Source organism: Bacillus cereus group sp. N8 (assembly GCF_016483685.1).
Lineage (GTDB): Bacteria > Bacillota > Bacilli > Bacillales > Bacillaceae_G > Bacillus_A > Bacillus_A proteolyticus.
On the sequence record NZ_JAEHBK010000042.1, the window covers coordinates 1 to 23,344 of the forward strand.

Sequence of the window (23,344 nt, forward strand, 5' to 3'; positions counted from 1 at the left end):
CCCCTCCAAGTAATAGTGTAACATCCATGTATGTACATGGTCTTTTTACACTGTCTACTTAAAGGGGATAATATCAATTCCAGTCCTCTTTCTATTTTAATGTTATCAATTTAAAAACCTTCAGCATACGCATTTTGATAAAGTCTCAACCTGTCTTGTTAGTTTAGTAGGCATTTAGCTTTTTTCTCTTCCCTTATATTTATTATCTCCGAATCTGTCCATTCCCACGAATCATATATTTTGTGGAAGTCAATGCAGGAAGCCCCATTGGTCCCCTTACGTGTAGCTTTTGCGTACTGATGCCGATTTCTGCGCCGAAGCCGAATTCAAAACCATCAGTAAAGCGTGTCGAAGCATTATGGTATAGTGCCGCAGCATCGACGGATGTGAAAAACTTGCTAACGTTTTCTTCACTCTCTGTAATAATCGCTTCAGAATGCATGGATCCATAAGTATTGATATGATTAATCGCTTCTTCAGCAGAGGAAACTATTTTGACTGCTAGCGTGAGAGATAAAAATTCTGTCCCCCAGTCTTCTTCTATAGCGGGTACAATAGAAGCATCAATTGCTAATACTTTATTATCTCCACGTAGTTCTACTCCTCTTTCCTTTAACGAAGAAAACAGTTCGTTACCAAATCGATGCCCCCAATTTTCATGAAGTATAATCGTTTCAATTGCATTACATACAGATGGACGCTGCGTTTTGGCGTTTATGATAATATCAAATGCCATTTGTTTATCTGCAGTTTCATCAATAAAAATGTGACAATTCCCTGCACCAGTTTCTAATACCGGAACAGATGCTTCTCTCACTACAGTATCGATTAACTGTTTACCACCTCTTGGGATAAGAACATCCAAGTACTCGTTTAGTGTAAACAGCTGCTTTGCACTATCACGTGACGTATCTTCTATAAGTTGTACGCATTCTGAAGGCAAGCTCGTTTGTTTAAGTGCTCGGTGAATAACAGCCACGATGGCTTTGTTAGAATACGTAGCGGAAGAACTACCACGTAAGATCACTGCATTTCCTGTTTTTAAGCAAATCGTGGCCGCATCCACCGTCACGTTTGGGCGCGCCTCGTAAATCATCCCGACAACACCTAGTGGCACGCGCATCTCCTGAATAGATAAACCATTTTCCAATTCCCATGCACTTACACATTCTCCAACAGGATCACGCAAATCAATCAGTTGCTTAATACCTTCTGTCATATCAATAATACGTTGCTCATTCAGCATAAGGCGATCAAGGAGAGAAGCAGACAATCCTTTTTCCTTACCTTCCTCAATATCCCGTTTGTTCTCCTCTAAAATATATGCGGTTTCTAATATCAATTGATCAGCAATCGCGATAAGTGCTTCGTTTTTTTGATCTGTAGATTTTAGTACAAGTTCTCTAGCAATCTTCTTCGCTATTTGTCCCTTTGCCAACACTTCATTCATTTTCATTTCCTCCTTCTTTAAGATTCAGATGAGTCTACTCTATTCTTAAAATGAAACCCAATTATCTCTATGGATGACTTCATAGCTATGCCTTTCAGCTCGAACTTGAATGTCTTGGCTCTGCATACCTTTTAGATCTTTTATTTCCTCTGCACTATATCTGCATTGACCTTTCCCTATTACACGCCCTTGTTGCGTTACGACCTCCACAACTTCTCCTGCTTGGAAGAACCCGGAGACACTAGTAACACCAGCAGGAAGAAGACTCTTTCCATGCTGAATGATAGCAGCTGCTGCTCCAGCATCCACTTCGATTTGTCCGCTAACAAGTGAATGTAACGCAATCCACTGCTTATTCATCTTAATCGCTTTTGGAGGTGCATTACCGATATACGTTCCATCACCTTTCCCCTTCAAAACATCTAAAAACTTCTCATGTCCACGACCTGATCCGATAAATACACTCACACCAAGAGAAAGTGCTGTTTTTGCAGCATCGATTTTCGATTTCATACCGCCAGTTCCCAGTTTTGATCCAGCATCACCAGCAAGAGAAGCGATTTCTTCCGTAACCTCAGGGAGGAAATAATATTTTTTCGCGTCTGCATTATTCTGGGGATTCTGGTCATATAAACCGTTCACATCTGTAAAAATCATGAGCATATCGGCCGAAACAAGTCCGCTTACTAAAGCAGACAGCATATCGTTATCACCAAACGTCAACTCCTCTAAAGAAATAGAATCATTTTCATTAATTATGGGAAGAGCGGAACGGTTTAGTAGCTCCCCTAAAGTGGCATAAGCATTACTGTATTGTTCTTTTCTTGAAAAATCACTTCTTGTTAGTAAAAGTTGCGCGGTAACGATATCATATTTACGGAATTCCTCCGTGTATGCCTGCATTAACAAACTTTGCCCGACAGCCGCAGCAGCCTGTTTACCTTTAATTGTTACTGGCCTGTTAGGGTACCCTAGAGCAGAAAAACCTGCAGCGACGGCCCCAGATGTAATTAACAAAACTTCATGCCCTTCCTCTTTCAATCGAGCCAATGCGGCAACATGATCTGAAAGTTGTTCTTTAGAAATGCCTCCATGACTATCTGCTAGAGAGCTACTCCCAATCTTTACAACAATTCGTTGTTTTTTCACTTTTGTATCCCCCAAGTCTAAAATCAAAGTTTTTTATAAATTACACTTCTATTCATACAGCTTGCAGCGATTTCTATTCTCACCAATGCTGCACCTAGCCTATTAAAGAGCAAAATAAAAATGACCGCTTCGCCCTTAATAAAATAAAAAGGACGAAACGGTCATTGTTCCGCGGTACCACCTTAATTGATATACATAGATATCCACTTGGCGCCTATAACGCAGGCGTACGCCTAAACTTTCATTTAAGACTCAGGGATAGGTTCGATACATTCTATACGAGGAATCTTTCAGCCGGTGAATTCCACTCTCTTTCGTAAGAAGACATATGTACTAATTCCCTTCAACGATTTTCGATCTAATTTTTTTATATTATGCGATATTGTTTGTTTTTGTGTCAAGAGATATTTTGAAAAATTATTAGAGCGACAAGTTTCTAGTATAAAATTATGAACATCACCATTTCTTAAAAAAGTGGATTTAACTATACCTTATCGATTATTAATCAACATAGAGCTAGTTATGTTACAAATCCTACAACTTCTCCTAATTCCTTATACGAATAATAGAATGTTTTGCTATTATCAAACACGATCTTTGATGTTATCAAGTGTAGACAATACAAAATATTACATTTTACTGCATGTACTTATATAGTCTCAAATAAAGTTTATTTATTTTTAGTATTGCAAAAAGGACTACACTCTCTTAAAATATTTCTTTATATTGTATGGGATATTATTTAACTTTTTCAGAATAATATTTTAAAACCGATAAAATTGATTATAAAAGGAGCAAGATCGAGTTATTATGGACAAACAAATTGGATTCATCGGATGCGGAAATATGGGGATGGCTATGATTGGCGGGATGATAAACGAAAATATAGTGTCTGCAGAAAAAATAATTTGTTCAGACGTAAACGTTACTAATTTAAAAAATGCTAGCGAAAAATATGGCGTAACTATAACTTCTGAAAACAATGCAGTAGCTAAAAATGCTGATATTTTAATTTTGTCAATTAAGCCAGACTTATACTTATCAGTAATTAACGAAATAAAAGACCAAATAAATGGCGATGTAATAATCGTAACTATCGCTGCTGGAAAAAGCATTATGAGTACTGAGGATGCTTTTGGTAGAAAGTTAAAGATTGTAAGAGTAATGCCTAATACACCAGCTCTTGTTGGCGAAGGAATGTCTGCATTATGCCCTAATGAACTGGTTACAGAAAAAGATTTAGAAGATATATTAAACATTTTTAATAGTTTTGGTCAAACAGAGATAGTAAATGAAAAATTAATGGATGTTGTAACTTCTGTAAGTGGTTCGTCGCCAGCCTATGTATATATGTTTATAGAAGCCATGGCAGATGCTGCTGTATTGGAAGGAATGCCAAGGGATCAAGCATATAAATTCGCAGCCCAGGCTGTATTAGGTTCTGCAAAAATGGTACTAGAGACAGGAATACATCCGGGTGCATTGAAAGATATGGTTTGTTCTCCAGGTGGAACGACTATAGAAGCTGTAGCAACATTAGAAGAAAAAGGTTTAAGAACAGCCATCATTTCAGCTATGAAGCGTTGTACTCAAAAATCTGTTGAACTATCTAGTCTAACGAAAAACAATTAAAATAAAATTTACCAATTGCGTATGCCTTAATTAAGTTGTATACCATATTCACATTTGGTTTAGATAATCCTCATTATAAGTAGTAAATAAAACGGACGAATTCATACTTTCTTGAATTTGTCCGTTTTATTATTTATTATTCTTAAATAATTTCATGCTATTTGTTCCCCTCTAGTCTTCCCCACTTTTCCCCCGCATAAGACTTTGTATAAAATTAGGTAAAGAAATGAGAAAACTGAGAGTTTATTACCTAAGAGCATTGATTACAACTTTAGCTGCCTCTGCAATTAGTTGGTTATCATAGGTGTCCTCTTTTTCATCTTTACTGGATAAAATTGCGATGATAATAGGTGCTTTATTCGGCGGCCAAACGATAGCAATATCATTTCTTGTCCCATAACTTCCAGCTCCTGATTTATCTCCAACTACCCAGTCAGTTGGTACGCCTGCACGAATAAGTTTGTCTCCTGTAGCATTGCCTTTCATCCACTCTGTAAGAATGTTACGTTTATGAGCTGGAAGCGCTTTTCCGACCGTAAAAGCCTTGAGATTTGTAGCAATTGCTTTTGCTGTACTAGTGTCACGAATGTCTCCTGGAATAGCTTCGTTTAACTCTGTCTCAAAGCGATCAGCCATAGTAACCCGATCACCCATCTGTCTAAGCGCCTTTTCATATCCCTTAGGACCGCCTATTTTATTTAATAAAATGTTCCCTGCAGTATTATCACTGGAACGAACAGCGGCCTCAACAATTTCTCCTAATGTCATTCCGGTATCTACATGTTTCTCTGTAACGGGTGAATATTCAACTAAATCATCTTTCGTATAGTTGATGACTTCATTTAATTTATCAATTGAGTTTTGCTGTAGCAATACCCCTGCCGCTAAGGCCTTATAGGTTGATGCATAGGCAAATCTTTCGTTAGGTCGATAAGAAATTGTTCGATTTGTACCAGTATCAATAGCATACACACCTAATCGAGCATCAAATTTTTTCTCAAGTTGAGAAAATTCTTTATACGTCGCATGATTATTATGTTTAACTGGTCCTGTCTTTTCTTTCGCTTCAACTTGCAATGTCCCTCCTGTAAAAGTTCCTAAGCTTATAAGACCTAAGCCTAATATGCCAGCACAGATCCCTATTATTTGCATCCTCTTGTTTTTCAAAATCATCATTCCTTTCAAATTTTCAATATTGAAAACAAGTGGTAAATTCAATACACTGTATCCAATTTGAACACCTGTTTTTATACGTACACATAATAGACCAACTAGGAAACAAGTTTGTTCCATAAATTTAAAACCTTTTTAACTAGTAGCCAAGATATTAACAAAAGTAAGAGATAGCAACTATGTTAGCTGCTATCTCTTACTTTAAATCTTCCTTTTTATTTAACTTATTAAGGTTTTTATATAAACAGGGGCTCTTCCCCTGAGAAAAGTGCACATATTTTTCTAATTTTGATTCGAACTATCTGTACTAACAGCTTCACCATGTATACGTTGCTGTTTTAAATCAAAGTATGCATCTAAAACTTCCTTTCCAATTATAGAATTAATTCCATTTTTATCATTATGAAGCCACGGGACTACTACAGAAAATGCTACTTCTGGATTATCATATGGAGCATATCCAACTAATGTTAAGTTGTAACATTCCATACGTTCTCCTTTTGCATTTCTACCAATAGGATCATCTCCACCATATACAGTTTGAGCTGTCCCTGTCTTTCCTGCTGGTTTATATGGAGCATTTTTGAAATACTTCACTCCAGTTCCATCACCTTCTTGGAATACCCATCTAAAGCCTTCTTTTATCCGATCAATATGTTCTTTCTTCATATCAACTCGATTTAATACGACAGGCTCTATAGAGCGTATAACTTTGCCAACCTCTTCTTCTTTTATTGATTGTTCTCGTATTTCTTGTACAATTTGGGGCTGCATACGATATCCACCATTTGCAATTGTTGAAATATATTGTGCTAATTGCAATGGCGTATAAGTATCATACTGACCGATAGAAAAATCTAGTAAAAATCCAGGTTGACTATCTACTTTTCTAGTTTGTCCAATTATTTCATTCGGTAAATCAATACCTGTTGGGACTCCTAAACCAAATTGTTTAAAATAATAGCGCATCGTATCAAATGCTTCTTGTTTAATATCCAACGAACCATTTGGTACGTAATTAACTCCCGCAATTTTTAAAGCTGTCTGGAACATGTATACATTCGAAGATACTTGTAAAGCTCGTAAATCATTAATATTACCAAATCCGGATACATTCCACGATTTCTTAGCTTGTGTACCTTTAAATTTCATCGGTGCATCATAAAATTGATCTCCTGGCTGTATTGCCCCTGTCTCATATCCAGTTAATAAAGTAGCACCTTTTACAGCTGATCCTAGCTCATACGAAGTTGTCATGTTACCTAATGCCAAATCCTCAACCTCTATTTTCCCTTCTTTTGCTACAATCTTTTTGCCTGCCATAGATAAAATTTGTCCATTATTTGGATTCGTCATGACGACAAAAGCTCGGTCCAACAGTGGCTCTGAATTCTTAAAAGCTCTCAAATTTTTCTCTATACTTTCTTCCACTTTCTTTTGTAATTCCATATCAATCGTTAACGTTAAACTATTACCACTTTTTCCTTTAGAGATTATTTCTGCGCTAACAATGTTTCCTGATTTATCAGTAATGTTTTTCACTTCTTCTTTTGTGCCGTGTAATACATCTTCATATCGTTGTTCAATATAACTTTTTCCTACACGATCATTACGGTTATATCCACGTACCAAATAAGAATCTAAGTTTTCTTTCGGTAATCCTTCTTCACTACTTGTAATATTACCTAACACGGAACGAAATAAATTACCATTTACATAATTACGTTCCCAATCAACTGTTGCATCTACTCCTGGAAACTCCGCAAGGTTTTCACTTATGCGCGCATACTCTTGATCTGTTACATCTTTTTTAATAATTTGTGGTGTCAGTTGATAACCTGAACTCATTTTACTTTTAATAGCCAACACCTTTAAGTCTTGTGCTGTTAATTCTGCCAATTCCACTTCTGTCACACGACTTCGTCTTAAATCTTCAATTTTTTTGTCTAGCTCTTTTCCCTCTATTCCCTTTTCTTTAAACTTTCCTATGTCTTTTTTAGTAATCTTTGATTCCGCACGTTTTGTATTCAATTGCATCCAAAAATCTTTTTTATCGATATCTGTTAATTTATTTATATCTTGTTCGGGCATTTCAAGTACTTTCGCCAAGTCTTTTGCTGTTTTTAAAATGTCTTCACTCGTTATCCCCTTCACCCTTGTATACGTAATCGTACGAAGAGATCGATTATTAACAACCATTTTTCCTTCTCGGTCTAGAATTTGTCCACGTGGAACCGGAATACTAGTTGTTTCATTTTGACTGTTTTCCACTTGGTTCTTATAAGCCTCTCCTTCAACAATTTGTACCTTTCCTAGCTGCATAATAATAGCCGAGAATAGCAGAAAGATGCAAAGGAACATTATATTTAATCGAATAGATATATATGTTTTCTGCTTATTTCCTTTTTGTTTTATCATAAATCCTCCATTTAATCCTTTCAGGGATTGCTACAAATACTAAAAGCATTCCTTATATATTAGATACCGATAATCGGTTATAAATATCGCCTCAATTTTTTGCTTAATCCTTGTAAGCATCCATTCCTTTTCGTTTAGCTACGTAATTAATAACTCTCCCTTCCTGTTTTCTCTCTATTTTTTTGTCGCTTGCATTAGAAATGCTAAACTGTATAATGACTCATGTTAAACTTACACATAGACTTGCTAGTAATTTTTCATACTAATTATTCCTTTCTTCATGCTGTAATACTTAATAGACAACCTAAATAATAAAGTTGTTCCACATTTACAAAAAAAATAATTAACTATAAGATGAAATAGGTTACATAAGGGAGGGTTATATGTTACATACAAAAAGATGGAGATTTTTTGCGGTTCTTTCTATTGTAGGTTTGATTTTACTAATTTTATTAAAAATCAACTTCATTTCAATTACTATCGCAACTTCTTCAGCTGAAAGAGGAAAAATTTCCGATCAAAATGGTGTAATACTAGCTACAAATAAGAAAGTTAAGTCTCTATATTGCACTTCTAATGATGAAGAGCTATCGAAACAAGATACATCAAACACATTAGCTTTTTTTAATCAATTTTCAAGCGAGTTTCAACATGACATTTCTGCAAAAAACATAAAATCTCAATTACAACAATCTTGTAAAAAGCAGACTATGAATGATATACCGTTATACTCTGACATAAATGAGAGTGAACTTACATTCATAAATAAGAACAAACCCAATAATGTAATAATCAAAGATGAATTGATTCGATATTATCCCAAACATGAAATGGCTTCACAAGTAATTGGGTATGTAGAAAATGACCTCAATTCTAAGAATGTACCTGTTGGTAAAAGTGGGATTGAGCTTCAATATGAAAATGATTTAAAAGGAAAACCAGGAAAAACTCTGATTTTTAATATTGGTAATAAAAAGTTCTTATGGAACATTCAAAAAGTACAGAAAGGAAAAGATGTCAAGCTAGCTTTAGACTCTAAATTACAGCAAAAAACAGAAGAAGCATTACGATCTCAAATTAAGAAATTACCTGATGCTAATGCTGGCTATGCTGTAGTGAGCGATGTAAAAACTGGCGCAATTTTAACTATGGCCAATTCGGCAGTTTTTGATCCAAATATATTAAATAAACATGTATCACCTAATAAAGAAAACATTAAATCACTTTCGCAAAATAAAGCAATTCAAAAATTAAAGTATGGTGAATCTTTTATAAATATGGCCTCTACTATAAAGCCACTGACTATTTTAATTGGATTAAATGAAAAGCTTTTTCAACCTGAAGATACTTATTTAGATAAGGGTAGTTTTCAGTATGATAATCAAAATAACATTACTAATGCACCTGGAACGCCAACAGGTGAAATTACACCGAGTCAGGCTATCATAAATTCATCTAATACATTTATGACGGCAAAAGTAGCACTACCCTTATTCAATCAAAATAACGGGAATATAGAAAAAGTGGCAACCATATGGACCGATTATTTAATGCAATTCGGCCTTCGTTCTAAAACTGGGATTGATTTACCCTCTGAAGAAGACGGACAATACGAATTTCATCCATCTAATAAATTTGAAAATGGAATCTCAGCTTTATTAAATGCCTCTTGGGGAGGAAATGAAGTGCACACTCCTCTTCAACTCGCCCAATATGCAGCAACTTTGGCAAGTAAAGGTGATAAATATAAACCTCAAATCGTAAGTGCTATTATTGGTCAAGATGGTAAGGAAACAAAAAATTTCAAACCAATTTTAGAAATTTCAAATCGTTACCCGATGAGCTTTTGGAGTGTCGTGCAAGGTGGAATGAGTCAAAATATAGAGGAAATTAAAAAGTTGCCCTTTGACGTCGCAGGTAAAACAGGTATTACAGGTTTTCCAAATGAGCAAGAAAGAATGATAAATCACTCTCTTTTCATTGCATATGCTCCTACCGAAGATCCACAAATTGCCGTTTCTGTCGTTATTCCTGGTAGTAATTCAGAAAAAAACATTGCTGCTCTCGTTACATCAGAAATTTTAGAGTCCTGGAATACGCTTCAAAAAGAGAATAAAAACAAAGAGGAAGGTTCATTAAAATGAACCTTCCTCTTTTACCATATAGAATCTATATTCGTTATTTCCCATATACCTTCACGATCCTTTTCGAACATGAATGAATACTTAATATCACTTAAAATATACTCTTTTTGTACATATCCAGTATTACCGTTAATTGTCGATATTTTTATATATCCATCATTCTGCACTTTTTCTGGAATCCAAGCTTTTACCATTTCATTAGAGACTTCATATAAAACTTGTGCTTCTCGTTTTGGTTCAGCTAAAATTTTCGTTTTATTTCCAGTAACAGTTGCATATATAAAATGCGCTTGCTTCGGTTGGTTACTTTCCGTCAATCCACTTGGTACCTTGTATACCTTCTTTGTATCATTTACAAACTCTCCTCCCATTGTAAGAGCGACTTGTAACTCATGAAATATATCTTCATCAAACTTCAGTTCATCCTTCTTATAACTCTTCCCTTTAAATAGAACTTCATCATTTAACGCTCTGTACAGATCTTTTTCATTTTTTGAGTTTGTACTTCGATATAGTTCATTCATAAATTGTTTTAATGATGGATCTTGAGCAGACTCATCTTTCGTTTTAGGCTTAATTTGAGTACTACTTTGTACCGGTGATTTATTATCATCAAGCCAAGGTTGTTGAACAATAAAAAATAACATTGTACAAACGAAAACAACTACAATAGGTAATGCTTTTTTACGAAATGGTCTTTTATGTTTTACAAAATCCCCTTCATTATTTTCGTATATAGACTGCTTTATTTTAAAAATAAATTCTTCTTCATCTTTACGATTCTCCATTGGACCTTTTTTTAATTTTCTATACCAGTCAGGATTTTGTTTATTGTTCATCACTACTACCCTCCCCTATTAATTTTGAAACCTTACTTCTTGCTCTACTTAATCTAGATTTTACAGTTCCAATGGATACTCCTAGTGTTTCAGCCATTTCTTCATAAGATAATTCATATTTTGCGTCCAATATTATTATTTCACGGTGCTTTTTAGGTAATTTTAATACAACCTTCCACACTTCATTCATTTCTTCTTTCTTAAAAAACTCTTGTTCTGCCGACAGGGATTGCTTATCGTCACTAAAAAATCCTATTAAAGATATCCTTTTAAAATAGGAGGATTTCAAATAGTTTATTGCCGTATTTCTTGTAATTTTTAATATCCACGTTTTAATAGATGACTCCTTTCGAAATGAATTCCAATTTTTATATACCTTTATAAATACATCTTGCGTGATATCATCTGATAAGTGTGGATCTTTCGTAATAATAAATGAATAATTCCATACATCTTGCCAATAGTCTTTTATAACATAGTCCAGCTCATCATGATTACATTTTTCAATAAACGTCTGTTCCATTTCCACACCTCAAACTTATTTGACTATACATAAAAATGCCCTCACTTTTATTATGGTTTCAATATATAGACAAGATACAAGTTTCATTTGTTCCATTGTTAATCTTTTTTCAGGCAGAATAATACTACTAAAAAACAAGTAAAGCATACAATGATAAAAATCCACTCATAAAAATCTGTTTTTTTGAATTTAACGTAACACTCCACTTGTCCATTTCAATTTGCTATACTCTTCTATTTATCATTAGCAATGCCAACTTTTCAGAAATGAAAATAAAGATAAGGTATCAATTTTCTATAGTCGCAGCAAAAAAGCATTCTTTCTTAGAAAGAATGCTTTTTTGAAATTTAATTGTTCTATATTTCCCCCAATTTATACCTTTGAGTTAAGCAAACATATAATAAAGTAAACTTTAATCAGCCCTCACCAATCGGGCTTTTACGGGCCACCTAACTTCTTCGCTTTCGCTGAATTTTGAGATGGGGGTCTTACTGCCCGTTAATGCGGGATAAATTTAGTGAAAAAATTCACCTTATAATTAAGTGTTATTTCTGAAATACATGTTTGACTTTTTCACCTGGAACGTTACTTCCTCCTCTTCCTTTTACATCTTCGATCATCATGGTAACAATCATGTCTGGCGCATTTGCATCGAAAGCTGCGAACCATCCCAGTTCTTTTCCGTCTGCTTCTTTTGACTCTTTCAGCTCTGCTGTACCAGTTTTACCCGCAAGAGTTACACCATCAACCTTAGCAATTCTCCCCGCGCCATCAGGGTCATTAATCACTTTTATTAATGCGCTCTTTAATATCTCTTGATTCTTTTTAGAAACCACATTTTCTTTCCAATTCCCCGCTACTTTTGCTTCTTTTAAAAGATGTGGCGACGGAATATTCCCTTCATTCACAATCGGTGCATATGTTAATGCTAAATGAAGTGGTGTCATTAATACTTGTCCTTGTCCGTATCCCGTGTCTGCTAATTGAATATCGTTTTTTATCCCATCTCTTGCAATGATTGAAATAGGAAATTCGTATTCGATTGGTAATTTTTCATGAAATCCGTACTTTTTAAATTCATTTACATACTGATCTTTTCCCATTTTCAAAGCTTGTTGAGCAAAATAAATATTATCAGAGTACTTCATTGCCTTATCAAAATCAATTGGACTTGCATCCTTCACACGCGTTACATAGTAATTTCCCCAAGATGAATCTTTTGTCCACTTCAATCCTTGAATTTTAAATTCTTCCTTCGGATTTATTGTGTTTGTTTCCAAACCAATTGCACCTGTAATCGTTTTAAATACGGAACCTGGTACAAATGCTTGTGTGAAGCGATTCATCATTGGTAGTTTCGAGTCGTTACTCCATGCTTCTCGTTGGGCTTTCGATGCTCCTCTAACTATTGTATTTGGATTATAAGCAGGGCTACTTACAAGTGCGATTGTTTCACCCGTTTTAGGATTGACCGCTGCACTAGATCCTGCTTCATTTTTCATCTCAATAAAGATTTTTTCTTGAATTGCAGCATCAATTGTTAACGTAACATTTTCCCCTTCTTTTGCTTCTTTTTTTGCTACGTTTTTAATCTCTTTCCCATTCTCATCTTCTATAAATACGCGTCCACCCTTTTCACCACGCAATTTATTCTCAAGTACTTTCTCTAAACCCGTCTTACCTACTAAATCATCTGCTTGATAACCTTTTTTTTGAAGCGATTTTAACTCCTCTGCATTCACCTTTCCTATATATCCAGTTAAGTGTGCGGCTGCTTCTCCTAATGGATACGTACGAATATTTACTGGGCGAGATGAAACCCCTTCTAATTCAATATAATCATTCTGTCTAGTTCCCTCTTTTAAAATACCAATTGGTACAAAGGAGTCTGGTTTTATCCATTTCGCTGCGAGCTTCTGATTGACCTCTTCTGTAGACATATCAAGTAATTGTGCTACTATTTCTTTCGTTTGCGCTACAGTTTCGCCTAGTTTCTCTGGAATAATTCCAACCTCAGTCGCTTTACCATTCGTTGCTAGACCTTTTCCATTTCGATCATATATTTCTCCGCGTGTTCCTTGCTCTATTTGCATACGTACCTTGTAATCTTTTTTCATACCTGGGAAGATGAAGTCTGGTGTCCAATCTATTTTCCAAGATTCTTTATCTTTCACAAGTTTTGCTTCATGGATGAATGAAACTGTTCCTACATCCGTATCCATCTTAACTTCAAAAAGAAAACGCTCTTTATCTTTTGTATTCTCTCCTTTCATTTTAACTTTTAAATTCTTAACTCCAATACCCTCATAGATTTTTTCATATTTTTCTGTTAATTCTTTTTTAGAAATCGATTTTTTGGCGTGATCTGATAAATGATCATACATATTTGCAAATTTTTTATCATTCCATAAATTGATATATTCTTCAAATGCTTGTTTTGGCGGTTCGTTTTTATTACATCCTACCAACATAACTGCGAAACAAACGAAAAGTAGCATCCATAATTTTTTCAATTCAATCTTCTCCCTTAGTTAAAAATGTTTTTTCCTTTCTTGATATATTAAATAAAGTGAAACTTTAATCAGTGGGGTTTTGTTCATCCCCCACTGATTATTAGCCTTCACCAATCGGACTTTTACAGGCAGTTGATCCCCCACCTACCTTCTTTGCTTTCGCTGAATTTGAGGTGGGGGTCTTACTGCCAGTTAAAGCGGGATAAAAAATGTTGTAACGCTTAATAGACAGTGTCAGTAATGAAATTGTTCCACATTTACCAAAAATTTAATTTATGATTAAGCTTCATTCGAAGGGGAAGATTTTAAGGTTGTTACAAACAAAACATCCGAATTTATTTAACAATTTTATTTAAAATACCTTTTAGTTTGCGTTCTCCGCTCTTATCTTTTTTGTAGATACTTGATACAAAAAAGGACCCTTATACTAAGGGTCCTACAACAAAAAATAACAAAGTATAAACAATAAAAAGAATTACTTAAATTATAATTTATAGGCGCTGTATATTCTTCTATTTCGCATCAAAACCCCTGCGCTGTATGCGACAGGGGATTCGTTCATTCTAAAGCTTATTTAGAAGAGTCACGTACAGGCAAACTACTAAAAATCAATTCAGCAACTTTTACATATCCTTTTGAATTTGGATGAATTAAATCCGTAGACCAAAGCGTATTATCATTAACTAAATGATGATTCCAAAAATCAACATGATGAAGCTTATACTCTCTGCTCAGTGAAAGTATAACTTCGTTTGCCTCTAATAATTGTTCTTTTAACACTTGTTTTTTTTCAGAAGAAAAAGGAAGCCGAACTGTAAAATCTGGAAGGTTAGCTATAATAATATCAGCATTTGTTTTACTTAATGTATCTATCATAAATTCCATATCGTTCTTATACGCTTGATGATTCCAACGTCCTTTTAATACATCGTTTGCACCTGCAATTAGACTAACTAAATCTGGATTAAAAGTTAATGCCTTTTCTAATTGCTGCGAGCGAATTTCTTTAGTTACTAACCCACGCTTTGCAAAATTGGCATATTCTATATCGTTTTCACACAGTTGAACAAAATGATCTACCCAGCTTTTTAATGCAATTCCCTCAACTTCATCCCCTATCCCCTCTGTAAAACTATCACCAATTGCTACAAATCGCTTCCACATATGTATTCCCCCTTTATTATTAACCATATCTATACTATACAATAGCTCACACCGTAATTGTTATTTCTAAGTGGTTTTCGATTTCAATTATATTCCACTTTACTATATTTACAAGTAGAATCCAAAATTGACCGATTCTTAAGTATACTTAGGAATCGGTCATATTCGTATATTTACTAAGGAAATAAAATCTCTCTAGGAATTATACTTTTTTCAAAAAATTTATTGTTCTTTGTTTTGCCCAGTTGATACATTTCTTTTCGATTAAATGATACGAAACTATAGAAAAAAGTAGTGTCATTGTAATGCACAAAGTGAGAAGGAAAAAAATAGGTATCTTTGTATACAAAAGTTTAAATAGTACCATCATGATTGGAAAATGACACAAATAGATACTGTATGAAATTTCTCCTAAATATACAAATACACTCTTATTTAAAAATGCTTTTACTTTTAGGTTACTCATAGCCATTATAATAAATATACTAACCCCCATTACGACACCCCAATCTTTTAATAAGAAAGTAGTATCATTACGGGAAAAACCATAAATTAAAATGGAATATAAATATAGAATAATCCCTAATGCAATAAGAAATCCTTTTTTAATTTTTTTCATATTCCTATATGAGCAGATAAGTTTTTCCTGATACTTAAAAAGTACCATTCCAACCATAAACATAGATGAAAAATGCAGTGTATCAGCATAACCATTATAAAATCCTTCAGCTTTCCCAATATGCAACATATTAAGAAAAACACTAATTAAAGAAAAGCTCAAAGCAAATAGTATCGTTTTCTTCCAATTCAGTTTATAAAAAAGAAGGAATAACAAAGGAAACACAATAGATATACGCATTTCTTGAGCCAATGACCAAATAACTGGATTATAATTTTCCGTAAAAAAGTTATTAAGAAGCACAAAGTGGTTTAGAATATCTAATTTTGTTATAGACCCTTGCCACCTATCATAGAACCAATCCCGTAGTCCTACCACTTCATACGACGAAAATAAAATAAATAAAACAAAGGTAACGATTATCCAAAAATAATAAGGAATATAGATTCTTACAAATCTCTTAATTAAATATCCCCAATAATTTGTTTTTGAATGATAAAGTGCCATAGATAACACAAAACCACTTAGTACATAAAAAACGATAACAGCTTCCCCACCCGCCCATAAAAACCTAAGCGGGGAAAATTTAATAGAATTAGGCAACGATGGTAGCATTAAACAAAAATGTCCAAATACCACAGTAAGTGCCGCTAACCCTCGTATGGAATCTAATTCTTTTATTCTCTTACTCATAAAATGTTCTCCTTGTAAATTGTAGATTTTGTTGTTCATAAAGGCCGCTATACTAGTGTAGCGGGAGAATTGTACATAGTATCTATTTAGATCCCTGATATAAGCAGTTCAAAGTCAAACTATGCATCTGTTTTCTGGTCTCCATTTCCTTATATAAATAATTTAAAATAAAATATTTAATACAAAGAAAAGATTTTATTAAATTTTCATAAAATCTAATTACAGAAATAAGTACCGGATATTAATTTTTTATTGTCATTTGATGAAATAATGGATTGTTTTTCTTCAAGTAACTTTATTAAACTAACCTTGTACTAGAATGATTTAAATCAAAAAATTCATAATAAACGCCATCCTTTCTGTATATTTCTACAAAAAGAATAGCGTTTTTTGAATTTATAGATACAAATTTTTCTTAACTTGATTGCAATAACAAAAGTTCCGAAGAATCCAACTTGAAAATTGATACCATCTTCTATTCCAAGCTATCTACATAAGAATCTATAAAATTTCGAAACTCTTTGTTTCAGATTAATATTTAATTTTATCCTATAAACTTAGCTTTTTACTATATCAACCGCACTATCCCACATACCATTAAAGAAAGATCCGATTTTACGCATAAAACATGTAAACCAATTTGCTTGTTCTACATCAGATTTTGTTACAAGGTCTATTTGTAATGAATTACCTAATAAGAACCCAGGATCTGTATTATCTTTAGGCGAGATAATCATTTTACTAATTGTTACACCTTTTTTAATAGGCGCTTCTTGTTCCGTATTCGATACTTTAAATTCTTTTTTATAAATGTCTTTGTTGCCCTTCGGCATTGGAAGTGAAACAGCTTGCTTCGTTTGAACTACTACATCTTTGTCTTTTGCATTTGCTACTCGCACTGTTTCATGCCCTTTTACTACTGAATCTTTTCCGTAGACCTTCTTCACTTCAAAATTCGCAAATCCATAATCGTATAATTTCTTTGTTTCGTCAAAACGTGCCGTATGAGAGTTTGCTTTTATCACTACAGAGATTAAACGCATACCGTTTCTTTCTACTGTACCAGTGAAACAGTCTCCAGCTTCTGGAGTAGTTCCTGTTTTCAAACCATCTACACCTTCATATTGCTTAATTAAACCTTTTAACATCCAGTTAAAGTTCGCCATATCAATTGGATATTTGCCACCCTCTTGGAATGTTTTTTTAGGAATTTTTGCTGTATCTAATATTTTTGGAAAATCTTGAATAAGGCGTTGTGCTAAAATTGCACAATCTCTTGCAGACATTTTATTTTTCTCGTCAGGAGTTGTCCCTTCTGGGTGATGTCCTTTTAAATCTTGGTTTGTTAAACCTGTAGAGTTTACAAATTTATAATTTTTCATTCCAAACTCTTTTGACTTATCGTTCATCATTTTTACGAAATTAACTTCTTTTCCAGCAATTTCTTCAACTAAAGCAATTGTTGCACCATTTGCAGAGTAAATTGCCATTGCCTCATATAACTCTTTTACTGTATAAGAGCCACCATTTTCTAATGGAACATTTGATAATGAGCGATCTTGCGAAATCTTATATGCATATTCAGAGATTTTAACTTTTTGATCCCATTTAAGTTTTCCTTTATCCACCGCTTCATGAACTAAGTATTCACTCATCATTTTTGTCATACTAGCAATTGCTAGTGATTCATCCGCATTTTTTTGATATAAAATTTTTCCGGAATTTGCTTCTACTAAAATTGCTGATCCTGCTTCTACATCTAAAACAGGGACTGTTTCCGCTATCGCTCTTCCAGATGTAACAATTATGCTACAAAATAGTGTAAGCACTGTTATTATTACAATGATTTTTTTGTAAAACATACCTTTCAATTCTCTTACCTCCAATATCTTTGTACTCAAAAAAAAACGATATTCTAGCATAATCCCTATAAAAATAGACAGTGTTCTCAGATTCTATATACATATAAGACGTTAGGATCGCTTTCATATAGACCATCTCATCCCATACCTTTAGGCGCACTGATACTTTGTATTCCCACACATATCCCTGTTTTTAATACCCTTGTATTTTTCAAAATGATCCGTACTTTCATATTTTTTAGGATTACAATTAATAGACAATCTAAATAATACATTTGTTCCACATTTACAAAAAATAAAACCAGTGTGTCCCGATTAAATATCGAGACAAACTGGTTTTATTAGCTATCAAGGATTTTAATTATCCAATTCAGCTACTTGCTAGGCTCATACCAGAGATGAATTTTCCTTAGTCTAAACTATTAGTTTTTTTATAGTAAAAAAACTACACCCTATATAGAGTGTAGTTTTTCTAACAGACTTATCTATTTTTTACTTCCTTATTATAAAAATCATATAATAATTCAATAGATGAACTAGATAAAAGGGGAGTTGCCTGCTCAACTAATTCTCTATCCCAATCAAACCAACGCATTTCCATTAGCATATTTATTTCTGTATCAGTAAACCGTTTCTTTATTTCCTTAGCAGGATTTCCACCAACTATTGTATACGGCGGAACATCTTTACTTACGACAGATCCTGCTGCAACGATTGCACCTTCACCGATTGTAACACCAGGCATAATAATAGCATTCATTCCGATCCAAGCATCACTTTTAATAACTGTATCACCCTTCGGTTCATATGAATGTTCAATTTGCTCAGCGAATGGATATACTGTAATCCATTCAGGATGATGATTATGATTCCCACCCATTAGAATGACAACTCCACTTGCAATACAAACATAATTTCCAATAATGAGTTTATCAAGTTTCCAACCCATCTGTTCAATTGGATTGAACAGCGCTCGGGACTTAGCATCCCCCCACAAATACCTTACACAGCCATCTTCAAAATTTTGATGACCATAATAGCCTGAATAATAGGAGTACTCTCCTACCTCAATGAGTGGATTTGTTACTATATCTTTTATATACTTTGTTTCTGACCAATGATTAAATAATGGATGCTTCATAACTTTATTCCTCGCTTCTAAGTAGTGTAGATTTTTGCAATTTACTTAGAAGCTTACTACGACTGCTACATTCTTTAGCTTTCTCAAACGACGAATCATTATCTTCAAGCCCTTCTTTTATAATAAAAAAATCATAACGTGATAAATTACATAAGTCAAATTGTAAAATTATGTACTGAAACTTAAAGTATGAATTGAAATTTCAGCATTAAAACAATCGAGTTTTCAAATAACAAATCCTAATTACATATAATACAGATTTCTTAGATATACATCTAACTTCTTTCTTATATTAGCCTTAACTCCCTCGATATAGTTTTATTTTTTATTGATTTGTCTGATAAATCAATAAATGTTAATATGATTATAGAAGATATTATCATCCATTAGATTTCACAGCTAGTTTTTCACAAAAACGATTTCTGAATCCTTAAGTAAATAGGAGGTTTAGAACATGAAACTTTTAAGGCAATCGACAATTATTGGTGCATTGACTGTTGGAGGATTTTTATTTTCGAATACAATTGGTACGCTCCCACCTGTGTCTGCTGAATCGCAACTTACACAAAAAGAATCACGATTTTTAGATAATTGGCGGTGGCAAAGCTATTTTTTATTACACCATAATGCAGATTTTATAGAAGAGTTGGCAGTTGGTGACTTAAAACATGGAGATACATTCGATGTTACTATATATACTGGTGGTAAAGATACTGGTATTGTAAAAATATATAAATTAAGCGGAAATGAAAATGATGAAATAAACTTGCATAGATATAAAACCATTTATGACTCAGGTTTAAAACCTAATTATGGTAGATTTGTAACACCTATTACTAAGGTTTATAATCCAGGAACATATGTAGCCGTTATGAAACTTGGAGAAAATTATTATTATGGGGGCAGCTTTAAAATCTCAAAATAATTTACGTTTATCTAACCAGTAAATATATATTGAATACTATTGTTATTAGACAAAAACTATTTTAAAAGCTTCTCTACCTTATATAAGATAGAGGAGTTTTTTCATTGTTTGCCCTTTTTAAGGGTTAAAAAATCCTTACTTTCTATATAAATTATCATTTTTATTCAACAACTGTTTCCACCTCTTTAAGTTCTACAATTCAATATGCAATATTGCATATTCTATATTTTCGATTTAAAAACATGTGATAATTAATTTATATAAATATCTTAAATGGATATTGAAGGGGGAATGCTACATGTCTTTCTATTCTTGGTCTCCTCTTATTTTCTTAGTAGTTGTTGCAATCATCATTTCTATTAAAGGGATTAAGAAACAATAATTTATTATTTGGAGGTGTAATAATGTCATTTGCAGCATGGAGTGCAATTTTTATGACTTTAATCGGAGCAATATCCGGAGCAATCTTTGGTACAATTTCTTCTAGAAATAAGAACAAAACTATCAACTAAAAAACTCATAATGAAAATTAACATCCATAGTTCTCATAAAGTGGAACTTAAATCAGTGGGGGTTTTGTTCATTCCCCACTGATTATTAGTTGAACCAATCGGGCTTTTATGGGCAGTTGATCCCCAACCTAACTTCTTTGCTTTCGCCGAATTTTGAGGTGGGGGTCTTACTGCCCGTTAATGCGGGATAAAATTCAATGCAAAAAAGTAGCCTATAGAATTATATAGGCTACTTTCATTATTACTTAGCTAATTCTTTCGTACCCTTCATTACATCAATGAAGAATCCCCAGTTATTCACTACAGAAGAAATACTAATATGTTCATCCGGAGTGTGGACGTTGAAAATGTCTGGTCCGAATGAAATTGCATCTAATTCAGGCATCTTTTGAACGAATGCACTACACTCAATCCCCGCATGTACAGCGAAGATTTCAATTTCTTTATTGTATTTTTCTTGATGTACTTTTTCAAATAAATTACGAATTTGTGAGTTTGGATTGTATGGCCATTCTGGATACTCTGACTCTATTTCAAATGAAGCACCAACTAATTCAGCAATATATTTGATTTCTTCTGCAACATGCTGTTTTAAACTACTTACAGAACTTCGCACTTCGTTACGTAATTTAATTTCATCTTGCAATGTTTCAATAACACCTAAATTTGTTGAGCTTTCTACTAGACCTTTAATATCCATGCTCATACTTTGAATACCATTCGGAATTAAGAATAATGATGAAATAAGCTGCTTTTGTGTTTCTTTAGCAAATACTTTTTCTACTTTCTCATCCAACTTTGTAAGTGTAACATGAATATCTGGATCAACAGCACGCATTTCTTCTTGTAATACTCTTGTCCATGACTCAAGCTTTTCTTCTACCTTCTCTACATCTTCTTGACGTAATAAAATTGTAGCTACACTTTCACGCGGAATTGCATTCGTTTTTAATCCGCCGTGAACTTCACTTATGTTAAACTCCGTATTTACTGATAAATCACGTAATACTCGTCCTAATACTTTGTTCGCATTACCGCGTTGTTTATCAATTTCCATACCAGAATGCCCGCCTTTTAGACCGCCAACATATAGACGGTATGCATCCATATTCGCTGGCGTTTCATCCCAAATCACGGGAATTGTTTCAACAGCTTTCGCACCACCTGCGCTACTTACAAGTAATTTATGATCTTCTTCAGAATCAATATTTATAAATACCTTTCCTTCAAAATGATTTGGATCAACAGAAAAAGCCCCGCCCATCGTTGTTTCTTCTTCAGTAGTGATAACGACTTCAAGTGCTGGATGCGGAATGTCTTTTGAATCTAATAAAGCTAATGCATACGCAACTGCAATACCATTATCAGCACCTAAAGTTGTTTGATTAGCATATAACATGTCCCCAATGATTCGTAATTCAATTGGATCTTTTTCAAAATCATGTACTGTTGCTTGATTTTTTTCACAAACCATATCCATATGACCTTGAATAATAATAGCTGGTACATTTTCATAGCCAGCAGCTGCTTCTTTTTTAATAATGACATTTAATGCTTCATCTTGAATCACTTCTAATTTACGCTCTTTTGCAAAGCCCACTAAATAATCACTAATTTCCTTTTCATTACCTGATCCTCTAGGAATCTTTGATATTTCCGCAAAATGATAAAATACAGGGTGCTTTGTTAATTGTTCTAAAGTAGAATACATTTTTAAGCTCCTCTCAAAATGACAAAATAATATGTAAGTCTTTTATCATTATACCATGATTCGTTATTTTACTTTTCTTTTAACTTTTTAATATGTTGTTCATTTTATGTGCAACACTCTTACAACATTGTAAGGATGTTGTAATTTATTTCGATTTTTCTCATTTCATAATAGCCGTATACTGTGTAAAGAAACAAAGTGAAGGAGATAAAGAAAATGAAACAGTTTTCAGCATTTATTACACTATGTTTATTATTTTCTAGTTTTACTATTGGCTGTGAGAGAGCATCACTAAATTGAATTGGTAAAGATGTATATTACGTGCAGATAAAAAGCGAAGGAAATACCGAAAAAGTAGAAGGTAGAAACTTACGAAACTATACGCTGCCCGCATATGATGAAGATGGCGTCAAAAAACAAATTACATTTAGAAGTACAAAAAAAGAAAACGACCATAAATTAAATGAAGACGCGTTTTTACGCCTTTATGTAGATCAAGATGATAATAACAAAAATGAAATATCATCAATTGAAGTAAAGTCCTATGAAGAGATTCAGAAAGCAGATTTACCTAAAAAAATAAAAGAAAAGTTTAACATTAAATAAAAAAACAAAAGAAAATGCACTATGCATTTTCTTTTGTTTTTTTCACTCGTATATATTTTGAATTGCTATTATTCATCAGTTTCTCTAACCGATTAATATTTTCCGTTAATGCACCTTTCACAAGAGAGAAATCTGTATTTGGTTCTTCTTTTTTTTCTTTAAAAAATGAAGACTTTTGTACATTTAATTCAGCCATCTCTTCTCCCTCCTCTTTAAAAAGATACAATCTTCTATTTCTGTCTCTTATACACATCTCCGAGCCCACGAGAC

Annotated in this window: 16 protein-coding genes, 1 pseudogene and 1 other annotated feature; of the genes and pseudogenes, 4 read left to right on the forward strand and 13 right to left on the reverse strand. The window is 33.5% G+C overall.

Annotation, left to right across the window (positions count from 1 at the left end; genetic code table 11):
- Positions 1-202 precede the first annotated feature (202 nt).
- Both JDS80_RS27400 and proB read right to left on the reverse strand, forming a co-directional pair.
- Complete coding sequence (locus JDS80_RS27400) at positions 203-1,450, reverse strand: glutamate-5-semialdehyde dehydrogenase (protein ID WP_071745953.1); 1,248 nt, start codon at positions 1,448-1,450, stop codon at positions 203-205.
- A 45-nt stretch (positions 1,451-1,495) separates the two neighbouring features.
- Positions 1,496-2,599 carry a glutamate 5-kinase gene (gene proB / locus JDS80_RS27405; RefSeq protein ID WP_071745952.1) on the reverse strand — a complete coding sequence of 368 codons (1,104 nt, stop codon included), beginning with the start codon at positions 2,597-2,599 and terminating at the stop codon, positions 1,496-1,498.
- A gap of 145 nt (positions 2,600-2,744) precedes the next feature.
- Positions 2,745-2,955, reverse strand: a binding site (T-box leader).
- A 454-nt stretch (positions 2,956-3,409) separates the two neighbouring features.
- Between proB and proC the strand changes: the two genes are divergently transcribed.
- Positions 3,410-4,231 carry a pyrroline-5-carboxylate reductase gene (gene proC, locus JDS80_RS27410; RefSeq protein WP_071745951.1) on the forward strand — a complete coding sequence of 274 codons (822 nt, stop codon included), beginning with the start codon at positions 3,410-3,412 and terminating at the stop codon, positions 4,229-4,231.
- A gap of 246 nt (positions 4,232-4,477) precedes the next feature.
- Here proC and bla read toward each other — a convergent pair whose 3' ends face one another.
- Positions 4,478-5,404, reverse strand: coding sequence for a class A beta-lactamase Bla1 (gene bla, locus JDS80_RS27415; RefSeq protein ID WP_414645846.1), 927 nt, complete (start codon positions 5,402-5,404; stop codon positions 4,478-4,480).
- Positions 5,405-5,686: 282 nt separating this feature from the next.
- On the reverse strand, positions 5,687-7,822 hold the full coding sequence (locus JDS80_RS27420) for a peptidoglycan D,D-transpeptidase FtsI family protein (RefSeq protein ID WP_071745950.1): 2,136 nt from the start codon (positions 7,820-7,822) through the stop codon (positions 5,687-5,689).
- 383 nt (positions 7,823-8,205) lie between these two features.
- Between JDS80_RS27420 and JDS80_RS27425 the strand changes: the two genes are divergently transcribed.
- Entirely contained in the window at positions 8,206-9,966 is a 1,761-nt protein-coding gene (locus JDS80_RS27425; RefSeq protein ID WP_071745949.1) for a peptidoglycan D,D-transpeptidase FtsI family protein, read from the forward strand.
- Positions 9,967-9,977: 11 nt separating this feature from the next.
- Here the strand turns inward: JDS80_RS27425 and JDS80_RS27430 are convergent, their stop codons facing one another.
- The 7 genes from JDS80_RS27430 to JDS80_RS27460 form a co-directional block, all read right to left on the reverse strand.
- On the reverse strand, positions 9,978-10,805 hold the full coding sequence (locus JDS80_RS27430; RefSeq protein ID WP_199640481.1) for an SH3 domain-containing protein: 828 nt from the start codon (positions 10,803-10,805) through the stop codon (positions 9,978-9,980).
- Positions 10,795-11,328: an RNA polymerase sigma factor gene (locus tag JDS80_RS27435; RefSeq protein ID WP_071745947.1), complete on the reverse strand. Its 534-nt coding sequence runs from the start codon at positions 11,326-11,328 to the stop codon at positions 10,795-10,797. Before JDS80_RS27435 ends, JDS80_RS27430 begins: the two co-directional genes overlap by 11 nt.
- Before the next feature lie 545 nt (positions 11,329-11,873).
- Complete coding sequence (locus JDS80_RS27440) at positions 11,874-13,841, reverse strand: penicillin-binding transpeptidase domain-containing protein (RefSeq protein WP_071745946.1); 1,968 nt, start codon at positions 13,839-13,841, stop codon at positions 11,874-11,876.
- A gap of 570 nt (positions 13,842-14,411) precedes the next feature.
- Positions 14,412-15,032 carry an SGNH/GDSL hydrolase family protein gene (locus JDS80_RS27445; RefSeq protein ID WP_116733470.1) on the reverse strand — a complete coding sequence of 207 codons (621 nt, stop codon included), beginning with the start codon at positions 15,030-15,032 and terminating at the stop codon, positions 14,412-14,414.
- A gap of 175 nt (positions 15,033-15,207) precedes the next feature.
- Positions 15,208-16,356, reverse strand: coding sequence for an acyltransferase family protein (locus tag JDS80_RS27450; RefSeq protein ID WP_084667452.1), 1,149 nt, complete (start codon positions 16,354-16,356; stop codon positions 15,208-15,210).
- Positions 16,357-16,874: 518 nt separating this feature from the next.
- On the reverse strand, positions 16,875-18,188 hold the full coding sequence (locus JDS80_RS27455; protein ID WP_274605851.1) for a D-alanyl-D-alanine carboxypeptidase family protein: 1,314 nt from the start codon (positions 18,186-18,188) through the stop codon (positions 16,875-16,877).
- A 472-nt stretch (positions 18,189-18,660) separates the two neighbouring features.
- Entirely contained in the window at positions 18,661-19,320 is a 660-nt protein-coding gene (locus JDS80_RS27460) for a CatB-related O-acetyltransferase (RefSeq protein ID WP_071745941.1), read from the reverse strand.
- Between the two features lie 454 nt (positions 19,321-19,774).
- On the opposite strand from JDS80_RS27460, the gene JDS80_RS27465 reads away from it, so the two are divergent.
- Positions 19,775-20,245 carry a DUF5065 family protein gene (locus JDS80_RS27465; protein ID WP_071745940.1) on the forward strand — a complete coding sequence of 157 codons (471 nt, stop codon included), beginning with the start codon at positions 19,775-19,777 and terminating at the stop codon, positions 20,243-20,245.
- A gap of 753 nt (positions 20,246-20,998) precedes the next feature.
- Here the strand turns inward: JDS80_RS27465 and pepD are convergent.
- On the reverse strand, positions 20,999-22,468 hold the full coding sequence (gene pepD / locus JDS80_RS27470) for a beta-Ala-His dipeptidase (protein ID WP_071745939.1): 1,470 nt from the start codon (positions 22,466-22,468) through the stop codon (positions 20,999-21,001).
- Positions 22,469-22,684: 216 nt separating this feature from the next.
- Between pepD and JDS80_RS27475 the strand changes: the two are divergent.
- A pseudogene (locus tag JDS80_RS27475) lies at positions 22,685-23,074 on the forward strand (YxeA family protein).
- A gap of 19 nt (positions 23,075-23,093) precedes the next feature.
- Here the strand turns inward: JDS80_RS27475 and spoIISB are convergent.
- Positions 23,094-23,270: a stage II sporulation protein SB gene (gene spoIISB, locus JDS80_RS27480; protein WP_071745937.1), complete on the reverse strand. Its 177-nt coding sequence runs from the start codon at positions 23,268-23,270 to the stop codon at positions 23,094-23,096.
- Between the last annotated feature and the right edge of the window lie 74 nt (positions 23,271-23,344).